The following is a 16,415-nucleotide window of genomic DNA, read 5'->3' on the forward strand; positions in this document are numbered from 1 at the left end:
CTATATTTGTTAAGCCTGATCTATCTTCTTATTTTACTGCATATACAGTAATTTCTACACGACGGTTTTGTTCACGACCTGCAGCAGTTGAATTATCAGCTACTGGAGAAGTTGAACCGTAACCACGTGCAGTAATACGTGATGAAGCAATACCTTGTGAAGATAAATAGTTCTTCACAGAGTTCGCACGATTTTGAGACAATGGGTTATTGATTGCATCAGAACCTGTGTTATCTGTGTGACCGTGTACAACAATTGCAAGTTGGTTTGCAGTACCATCTTCACGTAGAACGCGAGCAACATCATTCAGTGCCGCTTGGAACTGTGGTTGAATCATAGCTGAATTGCTTGCAAATGTTACAGAAGGCATCACCATATTGATTGAGCCATCTGGATTACGGTTTACGTCAACACCAGTACCTGCTAGTTCTTGTTTAAGACGCTTTTCTTTCTTATCAAGAAGCAAACCTGCACCACCGCCAACAACTGCGCCAATTGCAGCAGCTTGACCCATTTTATCTTTGTCTGCATTTGAATATGCAAGACCAGCACCAAGCAATGCACCAAGACCAGTACCGATTGCTGCTTTGTCATATTCCATATTTTGACAGCCAGAAAGTGCCAACGCCCCTACTACAGCTGAAATTACAAGTGCACGCATGACATGCCTCCAGAGATTGTGATTTTTGTATGAAAGAATAATGGTATAAAAAACAAAGTTAGACCATTGCCTTTTTGTTAAAAATTCAATGAATTTTTACAATTTGTAATAAATTTAAAAAGGAAAAGCGTTCCTTCGCCATATTTTACACATAGTTCGTTCTAGATACTTTTTTATTTATGAAGCAACGGCTATATTTAAAGCATATTTTTGGGTGAAACGTTTTAATTCGGGACATTTCCATGGCATTACAGAAACAACAACAATCCTTATTGAAAAAAATAACCAAAGGCTTGACTGTAACTTCAGTCATTACAGGCAGTACTTTTTTTCATGGTCCACCAGTGCTTACACTTGGCTTAACCAAACTTTTTAAACAGTCTAAAAAAGTTGATGAAACCAATATCCAAATTACAAATAGTTGGATTGGTGTCAACAATTGGCTGATTGATCATGTCTTGCCTGAAACAAAGTGGGACATCAGCATAGATCCTGAACTTGATTTAAATATGCAAGGTCGCTATTTGATGTCATGTAATCATCAAAGCTGGGTCGATACGACCGTCACTCAATACTTTGGTTTAACTCGTATGCCATTGACGCGTTTTTTCACCAAATGGGAACTTATTTTCATTCCCTTTGTTGGACAAGCCTTTAAAATACTTGGATTTCCAATGATGAAACGCCATAGTAAAGAACAAATTGCTCAAAATCCTGCCTTGAAATATCAGGATATGGATGAAGCACGCAAGGCATGTGAACATTTACTCAGCCAACCCTTTACCCTACTTAATTATTTAGAAGGCACACGTTTTACCGCTGAAAAAAAAGCGAAACAACAATCTCCCTTCCAAAATCTACTCAAACCTAAAGCTGGCGGTTTAGCTTTAGCATTGAATATTTTAGGTCAGCAAATAGATGCCTTTGTAGATATGACGATTGTCTATCCTGATGGTGTGCCTGGTTATGGTGAGTTTTGGCTCGGTGAAGTCCCTCGCATTGTTGTAAATATGCGAAAAATTAATATTCCCGATTGGGTCATTGGCGGTGATTACGAAGATGATGCAGAATACCGTGAGAAATTTCAGCAATGGGTCGATGATTTATGGCGGGAAAAAGATCAATTGATTACTCAAATCAAACAGCGATATCACTCAACCTCTTAGACCTTCCCTCTGAGTGAACCACCTTAAGTACCGGATGTTTCAATGAATAATACAGAACAGGCACCTCACAACTACCATTCAATGTTACCTAAAAATAAAAAGACATTAGGTTGGTGGATTGCCTTTGGCTATGACATTTTCATGATGTTTATTATTGTCTTCAACCTGTTCTGCTTGTCTGCCAATGCCTTTTTAATGAGTAGCTATGGAAATTGGTTTTTTAATGAAATTCATTTACCCCAAGTTCTTCAATATTACAAAACTGAATTACATCCTTGGGTCATTATTACTGAAAGTTGGTTTATCATTTTTTTATGTGTAGAACTAGGCGTTCGTTGGTTTATTGCGATCATCAATAAACATCATGCCCGTTGGTTCTTCTTTCCATTTATTCATTGGTATGAAATTTTAGCCATCATCCCAATGTTACGCTTTTTACGTTTAATTCGAGTTGTCGTGATTGGTTACCGTATCCATGAGTTAGGCTATAAAGTCATTCCTAACGGTCTAAAAAAGCGAATTCTTTTTTACTATAGTGTCATTATGGAAGAACTCTCAGATCGTGTTGTGATTACTGTGATTGATGGCATTAAACAGGAATTAGATACCAGTTCAACCCACAAACAAATTATTCATGATTTGGTTGACCATCACCGAGAAATGTTTAGTGTGGTTTTAGCAGAAATTTTACAAGAATCTCTTGCTGTTGAACTTAAAGTCTATCAACAACAGATTAGTGATGGTGTTGGGCAAATTGTACGACAAGCTATTGAGGACACACCTCAACTTACCCAACTTTTACGCTTGATTCCAATTGCAGGTGGAATGATCGAAAATCAAATTCAGAATATTGGTCAACAACTTGGTGAAAATATTACTCAAGGCCTCATTGAGCCCTTTACATCTGGCTCTGTATTGCAACCCAATACCACTTATCAGTTAATTTCTGAAAAAGTAAGCAATTTAAATATTGAAAATCAGAAGCTTGAAGAATTAGTTGAATCTGTGGTCAATGAAAGTTTAGAATCTCTGCGGAAGCAGGTAAAAATTAAACAATGGCAACTTGTATTAGAAAAAAATGATCAAGTTAAAGAATAATCAATCCCTTGCAATTATTTGTATCTTGGGTGGAGAATTCCATCAATTTGTTCTAGGATTTGCGCTATTTTACAATTTGAACTTCAGATTAAAACTTTGGGTCACAAGCCTTTTAAGGAATAACTATGGCTGATTTACGGATTACAGGCAAAATGCTTCATAGTAATCGATTAACTTTCGAAACCAATGATCATGATGCCATCCGCCAGCAACTCAACAAAATGATGGGCGAAGCCTCTTACCAAGGGGCGTTAGTTGTACTTGATACAACTGTTGAACAGGAGCTAATTGCACTTATTCAGCTTGTTGTAAGTCTGGAGCTACAACCAATTGGTGTTGTTGATGGTTTACTGAGTGATCAAGCACGTGCAATTCAGTTTCCAATTGTTCCTGCTGATCGCCCATTGCAACGCATTAAACCGACAAAAGAACAAGTGGTCGAAACACCTGTCATTACAACAGAAACAATTCAGCCTCAAACAGTCGCTGAACCAGTAAAAAAAGTGATTAGCCATACAACTTCGTACCATGATGAGATTTTACGTACAGGTCAATGCCTTGTCCAAGATCATGGTGATATTATTTTAAATGCAGGCATCAACAGTGGTTCTGAAGTCATTGCATCAGGAAATATACATATCTATGGAAGTGTTCGTGGTAGAGTCATTGCGGGTGCAGGCGGTAACACGGCTGCAAGAATATTTTGTCATTCGCTAGAAGCTGAATTGGTTTCCATTGCTGGGACATATTGTGTTGCAGATGACATTCCCCAGCACGTAATCAAGCAATCAGTTCATATTTATTTGAATGATCAGCAGGAACTTGAGTTCCAGCCTTTGCAATTTTAATGTTATAAATTATACACCATAAAAAGCCCCATTTAAGGGGCAATGACCATAACAGGAGTGGATTCGGTGGCCAAAATTGTTGTTGTTACATCAGGCAAAGGTGGCGTGGGTAAAACCACAACAAGCGCATCTTTTGCAACAGGTTTGGCCCTTCGTGGTCATAAGACTGTCGTTATTGATTTTGATGTAGGTTTACGTAATCTCGATTTGATCATGGGCTGTGAACGCCGTGTCGTTTATGACTTCGTTAATGTTTTAAATAACGAAGCACGCCTTCAACAAGCGTTGATTCGTGATAAAGACATTGAAAATCTTTATATTTTACCTGCATCACAAACACGTGATAAAGACGCTTTAACAGATGAAGGCGTTGCACGTGTTATGGATGAACTTTCACAAGAGTTTGATTACATTATTTGTGACTCGCCTGCTGGTATTGAACGTGGTGCAATTTTAGCTATGTATCATGCTGATGAAGCGATCATTGTAACCAATCCTGAAATTTCATCTGTCCGTGACTCAGACCGTATTATTGGTATGCTTGATAGCAAAACCAAAAAAGTCGAAAATAATGAAGGTCGTATCCGTAAGCATCTATGTATCACACGCTTCAACCCTGAACGTGCAGATAAACAAGAAATGTTGACGATTGATGATATTTCTAAAGACATTTTACGTGTACCTACTTTAGGTGTTATTCCAGAATGCCCAAGCGTTCTACAAGCATCAAACGAAGGTAAACCTGTGATTCTGTTTACAGAGTCAGAGGCAGGTCAAGCATATGATGATCTTGTCGCACGTTTCTTAGGTGAAGATCGCCCTTACCGTCACATTACCGTGAAACCAAAAGGCTGGTTAGCACGACTATTTGGAGCGTAAAGATGGCAGGATTCTGGAGTAAACTTTTCAGCAATGATGATAAACCGACGAGTGCACAAACTGCGAAAGACCGTCTAAAAGTGATTGTTGCTTCTGAAAATGGTTTAGGTAAACGTTTGAGCCAAGATAAAATTGACCAAATGAAGAAAGAGATCATGCAGGTGGTCAATCGTTATGTTCGTGGTGTAGATGAGCAACATATTCAAATGTCTGTTCGTTCTGAAGCGAACATTGAAATGCTTGAGATGAATATCAATTTACCTGAAGAACGTTAATTTCATTATTGATTAGTCAACTGAATTGAATCAGGGCAAAATATGAAGTAGGTTTTGGAAAATAATTTTCAGCCATTCAATATTTTGCTCTTTTTCATGACATTTTTTGCAGGTTCACATTCATTTCACAAGTAATGAATGGTCATGATTCTGTTGTCAGATTACTTATTGCATGATTTTCATCTAAGCTTTGCATTTTTGATGATAAAGTAAAAAGCAAATGCCCTGTATGATGAAAAAAATTTGAATCTTTAATTTTAAAAAATTTATTTTGAGGAGATGCTGCCATGGCACTTTCACAGCCAGCAACGTTCAATGAAGAATGGTCAGACGAGCGTGTTTTTGCCTACTTAGAGCAACTACCTCCTGCCGATGTCAATGCAGACTTTCATGTTTTAGCACATGCATTTAAACATATGCGCCCTGCTGACTATGAGCGTCTTTTGACTCAGTTTAAAGCCAATGGTCGTGATATCAACGCAACCAATCCTGAAGGTCAACGCATTCATGATGTGATTGCACAGTATCCTCGTCATAAAAATGAGTTTTTAGAAGTCTTAGCTAAATTTGCTTAAATTTATAAATGGCTCAATAAAAAACCTGCTTGTTAGCAGGTTTTTTATGTTTTAAAAATGACTTATGGGAAACACGTTAAACCAAAATATCTCGCTTACCATTGGCACCTTGCCCACTCACAATGCCATTTTCTTCCATCTGATCCACAATACGTGCAGCACGGTTATAGCCCAAACTAAACTTACGCTGTAACGATGACACTGAAACTTTTCTAGTCTCTAAAACAAAAGAAACACACTGATCGTACAAAGCATCACGACTTGGATCACTATCACCATCTTCAAAGCCACGACTTGTTGGCTCTTCATCAAATGGCGTTAAGATTTCATCGACATAATTTGGCTCACCACGTTCACGCCACGCATCACAAATACGATTTACTTCATCGTCTGAAATAAATGCACCATGTACACGTTCAGGCTCAATTTTACCTGGCCCAAGGAAGAGCATATCACCATGACCAAGTAAATCTTCTGCACCACCTGCATCCAAAATGGTACGTGAGTCAATCTTACTATTTACACGTAATGCCACACGGGTTGGAATGTTGGCTTTGATCAGACCTGTAATCACATCCACTGATGGACGCTGTGTCGCAAGTAATAAATGAATGCCTGCAGCACGAGATTTTTGTGCCAAACGCGTAATCATTTCTTCCGCTTTTTTGCCCACTTGCATGATCATATCTGCAAATTCATCTGCCACAATGACAATAGACGGTAATGGCATCAAACGAGGCGCACGCTCCCCAACAACAGAATCACTGGCTTTCCATGTTGGATCAATCAGCTCTTCGCCATTGGCAATGGCCTCTTCGACTTTACGGTTATAATCAGAAAGTTTACGAATTTTTAAGAATGACATTAATTTATAACGTCGTTCCATTTCATTGACACACCAATTCAATGCATTGACAGCATCTTTCATATCCGTCACAACAGGCGTTAACAAGTGTGGAATATCGTTATAGTTAGCAAGTTCTAGTTGCTTCGGGTCAATTAAAATCAAACGTAATTCATTTGGCGTATATTTCAGCAACATCGACAAAATCATTGAATTTACAGCAACAGATTTACCTGAACCCGTTGTCCCCGCAACAAGCATATGTGGTGCTTTACCCATATCTGTAATGACGGGATTACCCGAAATATCTTTACCCATTGCTGTGGACAATATACTAGATGAATCTGAAAATGCTGCCGTTTCCACCAATTCAATTAGACGCACCATTTCACGGGTACTGTTTGGCACCTCGATACCAATATACGGCTTGCCTGGAATGACTTCCACCACACGAACTGAAGCCATAGACATTGAACGAGCAAGATCACGCGAAATATTGGTCACTTTCGAAGCTTTTACACCTGGCGCCAAATCTAGTTCAAAACGAGTCACGACAGGTCCTGGCTGCGCTTCAATCACTTTTGCTTTCACGTTAAATTCTTGAAGTTTAATCTCCAATAATTCTGAAAGTCGTGCCAATTGTTCTTCAGTAAAATTGACTTTTTTATTTGGATCAACTTTATCAAGTAACTCAAAACCAGGTAAGGGAGATAAATCACGACGTTTTTGTGCTACTTGCATTGAACGTGACATTGGACGTCCATGTGCATCGGTCAATGGTGCATCTAAATCAAATTCATCTTCCTCATCCAATGCGGTATCTAAATCTGAAACATTGCCTGTTGTACCCTTCCATGCATCTCTAAAGGCATCTTTATCTGAAGCAACTCGTTGTTTTTCTTCATCTGACAAATTTGATGCTGGTATTAAAGTTTCATTCCCCCCCTGAAAATTGGTTTGAATTTCTGCTTTAACCAATGGCGATGATTGCGCATAGCTGCTTGTAGTACGAATTGATTGCTGTGGTGGCTCAACTGGTGATGTTACAGACAAAACCGATGGATCTGAAAAATGAGTAGGTTCATCTGCAAGTGAAGCTAAGTCATCTAACTCAGATGCCAATTGATCCTGCGAATTCACTTTTTTAACAGTACTGTCTGTTACAGCTGAATGAAACTCAAAAGCAGCTTCAGCTGGTTGCTCTAGCGAATGCGCTATTGAATTGTTTATGTGTTGGTTATTTTGTGAATATGGCTGATGAATATCTGTTGCCGTCTTACCATCTGGAACAACTGAGAGTAATTCATCAAAGACTTCATCATTATCCCAATCAATATTCGATGTTGGTTTTTGTGCGTGTTGACTATGTAATTGTTCACTTAATGATGGATGTGCCGAATTATAAACTGTAGCGGGCTTATCTTCTGCTTCACGTAATAAAGCATCAATTTCTTGCTTAGTGTCTTTTTCAGTATTTAATGCTTTCCACACTTCACCTGTTGGTACAACATGCGGACGATCATTTCTAACTTGCTGTGCACGTGCGAGTGCAACTTCTATGTCATCTTTAGGCTCTACTTGGAAAGCATTTTGATCATATTCATGATCCAACATATCATCAAATAACTGTTCTGCTACACGTTCATGACGTGCATCTCGAACTTGTTGCTCAACCGTATCTACCTCAATAAATTCAGGTTCGGTCTGAACTGTAGGCATCACTGTTTTTTTCTGTTCTTGGACATTCGCAGGACTAGGGTCGTTTGCTTTTGTCGATGAGGTTGTCAAATCATAAGCTGACTCTTCTTCAGGCACATTTTTATAAAATAAATCTTGTAAATATGCTGGCGTTGCTTTGAGCGTCGCCCATGTTTTATTCCACTGAATACCAAATGCAAGCGTTGCTAGAACTGTCAATAAAACCAATAAAAACAGTACTGCACCATAAATAGTAATGAGCTGAGAAAGGCTTTCACCCAACTCATAACCAATAATACCGCCTGAGGCATTATCAAGCGTATCTGCTGGCACATTCCACAACAAATAAATTAACGTGGATAATGTCAATAATATAAAGAACTGTGCTGCATAGCGAAATGGACGACTTAGAAAACTATGTGGCCACCAAAGTTGAATAGCTTCAAGAAAGAAATATACAGGTATCAGCAGGCTTGCCCATCCAAGGAAGCCAAACAGCATATCTGCAATCCATGCACCTGTTACACCACTGGTATTTGATACCTGTTGTGTATCACTAGAAATATGCATCCATCCTGGATCAAATGGTGTATAGGTGACTGTTGCTAAAAACAGAAAAATACCAAATGAAATCAAGAATATCGTAATTATAAAGCGCTGTGCATAAACACTCGACACCGCAGTCATATGCTGTCCTGTAACCCATTGTTGATTAATATTCTTTTGTTGATGGTCAGTGCCATCTTCAACTCAGAAATGTATGCAATATTATGCACATGTTCTTTCAAAAAAGATGCATACAAACTGAAGTATGTTGTTATCTTTATTGTATATAAGCACTATATAGCTCAATTCGATTTAGATGATCAATATTATCGACATCAAAGACACAACACTTCGACTCAGTTTCACGTATAATTTTCTCAAAATGTGTATTTCTGAAATAAAAAAGGATTCTGTACATGAGCGCTCGTCACTCACGTTTAATTATTTTAGGTTCTGGCCCTGCAGGTTATAGCGCTGCAGTTTATGCTGCTCGTGCCAACTTAAAACCGACACTCATTGCAGGTATGCAATTGGGTGGTCAGCTCACGACAACCACTGAAGTGGACAACTGGCCTGGTGATCCTGAAGGTTTAACGGGCCCAGCACTGATGGAACGTATGCAAGCACATGCAGAACGTTTTGGTACAGAAATTTTATATGACCACATCAATGAAGTTGAACTGAATGTGCGTCCTTTCGTACTCAAAGGCGATATGGGCGATTACACTTGTGATGCCTTAATTATTGCCACAGGTGCAACAGCACAGTATTTAGGTCTTGAATCTGAACAAGCTTATATGGGTCAAGGCGTAAGTGCTTGTGCAACGTGTGATGGTTTCTTCTATAAGAACCAAAAAGTGATGGTTGTTGGTGGTGGTAATACTGCGGTTGAAGAAGCCTTGTATTTATCAAACATTGCTGAACACGTAACTTTAGTTCACCGCCGTGACAAATTGCGTTCTGAAAAAATTCTTCAAGATCATTTATTTGAAAAAGAGAAAGAAGGCAAAATCAGCATTATTTGGAATCATGAAGTTGAAGAGGTTTTAGGTGAAGCGACTTCTGGTGTTACTGGTGTTCGTTTAAAATCAACTCAAGATGAAGCAACTCAAACTGTTGATGTATCAGGTTTATTTGTTGCGATTGGTCATAAACCAAATACAACTATGTTTGAAGGTCAGCTTGAACTACGGAATGGCTATATTCAAGTTCAAAGTGGTACTGCAGGTAATGCAACTGCCGCATCTATTCCAGGTGTATTCGCCGCAGGTGATGTTGCAGATGACGTTTATCGCCAAGCGATTACCTCGGCGGGTTCAGGCTGTATGGCTGCGCTTGATGCAGACCGTTTCCTTGATGGTATTGAGTGATTTTATGTAAATTATGTCACATTATTTGATTTTTTTACATTAAAAATAACCGTCTACATGGCGGTTATTTTATTTTTGATTTATAACAGTTGTGCTCTCATCATAATTTTTATACAGGGATCATAATGACAACAAATTGGACCGACGGCTATCAAACTGAAGTAAATTACACCTATGGTTATTACCGTGATTTAAGCCCAAACTATCAAAAATTTTGCTTATTATTAAATGGTGTCGATTGCCCAACCAGTACAGCAACACAAGCACATTGCGAACTTGGTTTTGGTCAAGGCGTCAGTTTAAATATCCATGCTGCGGCATCTTTTGGACATTTCTTTGGTACCGATTTTAACCCTGCCCATGCAGGTCATGCCAATCAGGTAGCTGAATATAGCCAAGCACCACATCATTTTTATGATGATAGCTTTGAAGAATTACTCAATAAAGACTTACCACAATTTGACTCAATCAGCCTACATGGTATTTGGAGTTGGATCAGCCATGAAAATCAAGGCATTATTCTCAAGTTTATTCGTAAATTCTTAAAGCCAAATGGTATTGTTTATATTAGCTATAATTGCGTTACGGGTTGGGCTGCAAATATGCCGATCCGTGAGCTTTTCCACAGCCATTTTAAATTTAACAGCACAAGTACCAATCCGATTCAGAAAGTGAAGGATTCCCTCGCATTTTCTGAAGCATTATTGGAACAAGAACCAAATTTTGCTAAACGTAATCCGAATGCATTGAACAAAGTCAAAGAATTACAAAAACAAAATCCAAATTACTTAATTCATGAATATCTGAACCAAGATTGGCAATGCTTTTCTTTCCAACAAGTTGTACGGATTATGGAAGAAGCCAAACTTTCTTATGCAGGTTCAACCGATTTAAATACGCATTTAGACAATATCAACTTTTCAGCAGAGCATCAAAATTTCCTGAATCAGATTGATCACCCTGTTTTCAAAGAACAATGCCGAGATTATTTTGCAAATACACAATTCCGCAAAGATTTGTTTATTCGTGGCAAAAATAATTTAACGGCACTTCAAACACAAGAACAACTCAGAAATACTGCTTTTGTATTACTGACATCGCCTGAAAGCTTACCCACAACTATTAATGGTTACTTAGGTGAATTCAATCTGATTCAAGATATTTATCAACCACTTTCTGAACACTTCAAAAAGTTAGATTATCAACCTATTCTTTTATCAGACTTAGAAAAAGCACTACCTCAACATAATTATGCACAGGTGCTCAATGCAGTCGTCATTTTATGCCATCTTGGACATATGCAACCTTGCCAATCTGAACCGAGCACTGAATTAGTTCAATATACACAACAGCTCAATAGTCACATTCTGCATCAAGCAAGTTTTCATGCAAACTATCAGGTACTGGCAAGCCCTATAACAGGTATAGGTATTCCAACTGATCATTTTTCACAACTGTTCTATCGTGCTCATTTTGTCGATGGCTTAAAGAGTACAAAACAACTTGCCCACTATGTACAAGATGTCATCACTCAACTTGGCTGGTTAGTTCTCGATGAAAAGGGGCAAAGTGTTTCTGAATTAACACAAAGTATTGAAATTATTCATAAAAAAGCCGAGTTATTCATCAATAGTGATAAGTTAAAAATTGCTCGTCAGTTACAGCTTTTTGCTTAAGTCAATCAACATATTGATATTGCTTCAACACTAAAGAACATTGACTCAGACTTGGACTTTCTACAAACGGATCAGCTACTATAAAGCCTGATCCGTTTTCAAGGCTGAACCGTGACCACACTCCCTCCTTCTATGTTTACTTTCCCCGATCCTATTGAAGCTGATCCTAATGAAGAAGGATTGATTTGTATTGGCGCCGATCTTGAACCCTCAACACTGTATGAAGCCTACACACATGGTTTATTTCCATGGTTTTCAGAAGGTGAACCGATTTGTTGGTGGAGTCCTGAACCACGCTGCATTATTCGCTCCGAAGACTATCATCCAAGTAAGTCACTTATTCGTAACATGAAAAAATTAGATTATCGCATAACGATTAATCATGCTTTTGAAGATGTGATTCGTTCATGTTCACTACCTCGCACCTACGCCGATGAAACATGGATTTCAGAAGATATTATCCAAGGTTATTGTGCTCTGTTTAAAGCGGGTTATGCCTATAGCGTCGAAGTTTGGGATCAAGACAAAATAGTCGGTGGTTTATATGGCGTCACCATTGGCAAAGGTTGTTTTGGTGAATCGATGTTTAGTACCCAAACTGATGTATCAAAAATGGCTTTTTACGTATTAATGCTCATTGGACAAGAAAATCAATTGCCATGGATTGATTGCCAATTGGTCAATGATCACCTGTTAAGCCTCGGTGCGAGTACAATTTCTCGTCAAAACTACTTAAAATCGTTACAAGATGTTGTAAAACAACCTGCTATAGATTGGAAAAGATATCAAGACCGTGTATTTTCAAGTAAAACAATAGCGTTAAATGCGCGTATGACGGATTGATAATATAAAAGAGGGACAAACACTATGAATTCTTATCATCCAAAGTCCCTACTCAATGACTTGCAGTATTACATTACACCACCACACGATTGCAGTTATTTAGAACAAAAATCTGCTCGAATGGTCTTTCTAGACCCTGCACAACGTATTGATGTGGTTACCCTATCTGAACTATCTCGCACCGGTTTTAGACGTAGTGGCGATTTTGTTTATCGACCTGAATGCCATCTATGCCGCCAGTGTTTATCTTCACGTGTTCCTGTTGCAGATTTCAAACGTAATAGCGCACAAAAAAAGGCATGGAAAAAAAACCAAGATCTCACCCTTAAAATCACATCAACCCAAAATGCAAACATTACCCACTATCAACTGTATGAACGTTACATTCGGGAACGCCATGCCGATGGTGATATGTTCCCACCAAGTTATGATCAGTTTGAAAAATTTCTGATTCAAAGCTGTGCTGAAAGTTTCTTTATTGAATTATGGAAAGATGATCGCCTCGTATGTGTATCGACCTGTGATATGTTAGATGATGGCTTATCTGCGGTGTATACTTTCTTTGATCCAGATGAAAGTCACCGTTCGCTTGGTGTATTTGCAGTATTAAAACAAATTGAATATATTCAAAGCCTAGAGCAACCCTATGTTTATTTGGGCTATTGGGTGCCACATTCTCGTAAAATGAACTATAAATCACAGTATGCACCCATTGAATTATTACTCGATGGACAATGGCGTCGCATCAATCGTCATTTAGATGCCGAAGAAATTAGACAATTGGGCGATATGCTCATGACAACTCTACCCTCGGAATGGAATGAACCTATGATTAAATAATCATAGGTTCATCTTTTAATTCTGCTCGTTTTTAATAATGGATTAACCAAAAAGTTTTGAAAAATCATCACTACATGCTCGTACCATAATCACAGCATGCTCACGCCCACCCTTTTCAAGCGGATAATAATTTTTACGTAAATCAATCTGATGAAAATCAGCTTTTTCATACAATGCAATCGCAGCCAGATTCGATTCACGAACTTCAAGAAAAATTTGTATCGGATCATTTTTAAGCATCGCGATAGACTGATCAAGCAATTGATAACCCAAACCTTTTCCTTGCTGTGAAGGATGGATTGCCATCAGTAACAAATTGGCTTCATCAAGTACGGGTTGCAAAATACAAAAACCTACCACCGCCCCCTGCACTTCAATCACCGTACTTTGATAAGAAGCAATCGATTCCTCAAACTGTTTTTGCGTCCAAGGATGGCTTTGAACCAGTTTTTCAATCTGTGTCACTGCAACCAAATCAGTGTTTTGCATCAAACGAATCATCTTCGTTCATCTTTAAAATATAAGTTCTGTAATTATAGGAAAATACCAATCTTTATTGAACCTTATTCTGTGATTAATCTAATCAATTAAATGCCTAGCGTCTAAAATAATTAAATACCTAACTTTGCTTTCCAATGTTCAAGCAAACTCACTGTATCTAAATCATTAGGATGGAAACTCGGTCTAAAGTACGCCAACATTTCTTTGGTCATACCCGCAATAATTCCTTTTGAAGGACTGTAAGCATATTTATAAATCATACCTAATTCTTTTAAATTTAATTTCCCGTCATCTTTAAGCAGACGTATCACAAAAGAAGATTGTGCAATAAAAATCAAGGTCATAGCAAAAATCAGTGCCGAGCTACGCAAAGCGTATGCTTTTACCCCCTTACCAAAAACACCTTCATATACATCAAATGCAACAGCTTTATGCTCATTTTCTTCGACTGCGTGCCAATACCACATAAAAGACATGGTTGGATCGGTCATCAGTTTTTGAATATGTTCATTAATCAATAATTGAGAGGCAATCGTTGCCGTAAAATGCTCAAGTGCAGTTGTTGCCGTTAAATCAACCATTTCTTGTGTCATACCAAATGGTTTCACTACTTTTGCAAAAACTTTTCGTGCACCTTGAATCAGTCGTCCAGTTTCACGTTCATATTTATCAACAGCATGTCCAAATTTTTTCGCAGAGGCATTAAAATTGACATGCTCTTGTGTATGCATTGCTTCTTGTCCAATAAATGCACTTATTTCTTTCTGTAATACTTCATTATCTTTAATTGCAGGATGATAGCGCACCGCACGAACAGAATCGATGAACAGTTTTTCACCGTCGGGAAAGAGTGCTGACAATGCCGTCATAAAGTGAGTGATACCTGCAGAATTTTTTGCCCAATATTCAGGCACATCATTGAAATCAAAATTCATACGGCGGACAGGAAATGATGCCCCTGCACGGTTAGAAATCGTTACTTTTGCATTCATTGCATTTACTCCTATTGGATACAGTCTGTATCACAATTTTTTATGTTTGTTTTTCTATTTCTTATATTACTTTTTTTTAGATAGACGATAATTGCTACGCGGGACATCAGAATGTCACTTTAGGACAGTTTTACTAGTAGATTGTCCTACAATTTATATTCAATACCACGAGATAGTCTTAAAAATTTTATTTCCAATAATTCATAAAAAATGGAGCTAAATGCTCTATTTTCCCTTCTTTATTTATATTACATGTGCATTTTTAGCTTAACTGCTTGGTATTGCCGACCAAATCAAGACAATCCATAGATTGCTTAAATATTTCTATACTTGTTTCAAAATGATGACTCAAAAACTATTCTTTCGATTCCCCTTGGCGTGGCAAAGTATGATCACTACATTGCACATATTTCGTCTGTAAGCCTGAAATAACACTTTGACTAGTATTTTCACTTGCCAATGCAACAGGTTTCACAGTAGTCAGATGACTGCCTATTCCAAGGTATATACTTCTGCGTAAAATGGCTCATATTTTCCGAATCCCCCAATTGTTTTTCCACACTTAAAAGTTAATACGAACACATTTGCTTTGGAAAATAACATGCGACTTTATATAAGCTCCATTTTAGAAAAATATTACGTTTACGGAACATTTTATAAACCAAGGATTCAGGCAAAATACGCATGCATGCATCCAAAATTGTATCTTGGTTTGGAATACTAAAAACATAGCTCATTGAGCGCTGTAGCATGGTAATGTGCGTTGTTCACTTTGCGTTGATGGCATCCAAAGTTACAACTGTTTCACCGCTAACGATCACGACAATACGCTTATTTTATAGCCTAAATTTTCAGGCAAAACTGTGGATGAATGATCTGCTCTTTTAAGTCTTCACTGTCTTTAAATGTCGGCGAATGACCTTGATCGTGGTTATAATGTCCAGTGCCGAAATAAAATAATTACAGGTAAACTTGTACGTTTCACCATTTTATTCTTCAAAAAAATCAACTAGCTAATGATTAATTTTCGTTGAAAAATTGGCTAAAATAATTTTTATGATATCAATCCAATTATATCAATCACTATCTACCAACGCTTTTTTGAAGCACCTATTTTAGTCAATCAAGAACGTACCACAACACTGCTTCTTCACCATTGTGCTTTTCAACATGCCAACCTCATAGCTCTAATCCCGCCTTACGTGAAGTTACTCAAGATTTTCTTTCTCGATATTTCTGTAATCTAAATGAAAAATTTAATGTAAGTGTATGTAAAGCCTTCTTTCGATCAAATTACAGATGAACTCGTAAAGAGTTAGCTTTACAATAATTATGGGAAACTCAAATCCTAATGAGTCAATTGGCAGGAATTTTAGGCTTTCCGAACAGTCTATATTCACAAGGGCTATTAATAGTTGGTTTAATACTTCACCAAAACATGTCCGTTTAAATAAGAGATTAATTGATAAGCAGAATTTGAGCTAAGTTAAAGTTATTCTATTTAAGTTATTTTTTCATATCAAAAAACTAAATCAATTTACTCTCTATTTAAAAATGTAGCAAAAAAAATGCTCCCAAAGGGAGCATTTTTTACACAGCAGTG

The 16,415-nt window shown here is 37.8% G+C and carries 15 protein-coding genes and 1 pseudogene; 10 read left to right on the plus strand and 6 right to left on the minus strand.

Annotated features, from left to right (window positions below; all coding sequences use genetic code 11):
* Positions 1-28: 28 nt before the first annotated feature.
* Positions 29-661 (minus strand): OmpA family protein, encoded by a 633-nt coding sequence (locus FW754_RS05470; protein ID WP_409511659.1) that lies wholly within the window; start codon positions 659-661, stop codon positions 29-31.
* Between the two features lie 242 nt (positions 662-903).
* Here FW754_RS05470 and FW754_RS05475 point away from each other — a divergent pair, with 242 nt between their 5' ends.
* The 5 genes and pseudogenes from FW754_RS05475 to minE all read left to right on the plus strand — a co-directional run bounded on the left by FW754_RS05475 (position 904) and on the right by minE (position 4,927).
* A complete protein-coding gene (locus FW754_RS05475) occupies positions 904-1,827 on the plus strand; it encodes an acyltransferase (protein ID WP_409511660.1) in 924 nt (307 codons plus the stop codon).
* 129 nt (positions 1,828-1,956) lie between these two features.
* A pseudogene (locus FW754_RS05480) lies at positions 1,957-2,925 on the plus strand (preprotein translocase subunit SecA); the annotation flags it as partial.
* A 125-nt stretch (positions 2,926-3,050) separates the two neighbouring features.
* Positions 3,051-3,773 carry a septum site-determining protein MinC gene (gene minC, locus FW754_RS05485; protein ID WP_409511661.1) on the plus strand — a complete coding sequence of 241 codons (723 nt, stop codon included), beginning with the start codon at positions 3,051-3,053 and terminating at the stop codon, positions 3,771-3,773.
* Positions 3,774-3,839: 66 nt separating this feature from the next.
* On the plus strand, positions 3,840-4,652 hold the full coding sequence (gene minD, locus FW754_RS05490) for a septum site-determining protein MinD (protein WP_409511662.1): 813 nt from the start codon (positions 3,840-3,842) through the stop codon (positions 4,650-4,652).
* Between the two features lie 2 nt (positions 4,653-4,654).
* Positions 4,655-4,927, plus strand: coding sequence for a cell division topological specificity factor MinE (minE, locus tag FW754_RS05495; RefSeq protein ID WP_409511663.1), 273 nt, complete (start codon positions 4,655-4,657; stop codon positions 4,925-4,927).
* Between the two features lie 142 nt (positions 4,928-5,069).
* Here the strand turns inward: minE and FW754_RS05500 are convergent, their stop codons facing one another.
* The gene (locus FW754_RS05500; protein WP_446324072.1) at positions 5,070-5,216 is read right to left on the minus strand and encodes a hypothetical protein; all 147 of its coding nucleotides are present in this window, start codon (positions 5,214-5,216) and stop codon (positions 5,070-5,072) included.
* Here FW754_RS05500 and FW754_RS05505 point away from each other — a divergent pair.
* A complete protein-coding gene (locus tag FW754_RS05505; RefSeq protein WP_409511665.1) occupies positions 5,215-5,502 on the plus strand; it encodes a PA4642 family protein in 288 nt (95 codons plus the stop codon). The genes FW754_RS05500 and FW754_RS05505 overlap by 2 nt on opposite strands.
* 76 nt (positions 5,503-5,578) lie before the next feature.
* Here FW754_RS05505 and FW754_RS05510 read toward each other — a convergent pair whose 3' ends face one another.
* Entirely contained in the window at positions 5,579-8,731 is a 3,153-nt protein-coding gene (locus FW754_RS05510) for a DNA translocase FtsK (protein WP_446324073.1), read from the minus strand.
* A 275-nt stretch (positions 8,732-9,006) separates the two neighbouring features.
* Here FW754_RS05510 and trxB point away from each other — a divergent pair, with 275 nt between their 5' ends.
* From trxB to FW754_RS05530, 4 genes are all read left to right on the plus strand, one after another.
* On the plus strand, positions 9,007-9,960 hold the full coding sequence (gene trxB / locus FW754_RS05515; protein WP_419347153.1) for a thioredoxin-disulfide reductase: 954 nt from the start codon (positions 9,007-9,009) through the stop codon (positions 9,958-9,960).
* 125 nt (positions 9,961-10,085) lie between these two features.
* On the plus strand, positions 10,086-11,636 hold the full coding sequence (locus FW754_RS05520; RefSeq protein ID WP_446324074.1) for a class I SAM-dependent methyltransferase: 1,551 nt from the start codon (positions 10,086-10,088) through the stop codon (positions 11,634-11,636).
* Between the two features lie 111 nt (positions 11,637-11,747).
* Positions 11,748-12,479 carry a leucyl/phenylalanyl-tRNA--protein transferase gene (gene aat / locus FW754_RS05525; RefSeq protein ID WP_446324075.1) on the plus strand — a complete coding sequence of 244 codons (732 nt, stop codon included), beginning with the start codon at positions 11,748-11,750 and terminating at the stop codon, positions 12,477-12,479.
* A gap of 24 nt (positions 12,480-12,503) precedes the next feature.
* Positions 12,504-13,319: an arginyltransferase gene (locus FW754_RS05530; protein ID WP_409511670.1), complete on the plus strand. Its 816-nt coding sequence runs from the start codon at positions 12,504-12,506 to the stop codon at positions 13,317-13,319.
* Between the two features lie 42 nt (positions 13,320-13,361).
* On the opposite strand, the gene rimI is transcribed toward FW754_RS05530, so the two are convergent.
* The 3 genes from rimI to FW754_RS05545 form a co-directional block, all read right to left on the minus strand.
* Positions 13,362-13,820, minus strand: a complete 459-nt coding sequence (gene rimI, locus FW754_RS05535) for a ribosomal protein S18-alanine N-acetyltransferase (protein WP_409511671.1) — start codon at positions 13,818-13,820, stop codon at positions 13,362-13,364.
* Positions 13,821-13,930: 110 nt separating this feature from the next.
* Positions 13,931-14,812, minus strand: coding sequence for a metal-dependent hydrolase (locus tag FW754_RS05540; protein WP_446324076.1), 882 nt, complete (start codon positions 14,810-14,812; stop codon positions 13,931-13,933).
* A 569-nt stretch (positions 14,813-15,381) separates the two neighbouring features.
* Positions 15,382-15,564 carry a hypothetical protein gene (locus tag FW754_RS05545; protein WP_446324077.1) on the minus strand — a complete coding sequence of 61 codons (183 nt, stop codon included), beginning with the start codon at positions 15,562-15,564 and terminating at the stop codon, positions 15,382-15,384.
* Between the last annotated feature and the right edge of the window lie 851 nt (positions 15,565-16,415).

The organism is Acinetobacter sp. 1207_04 (genome assembly GCF_052850415.1).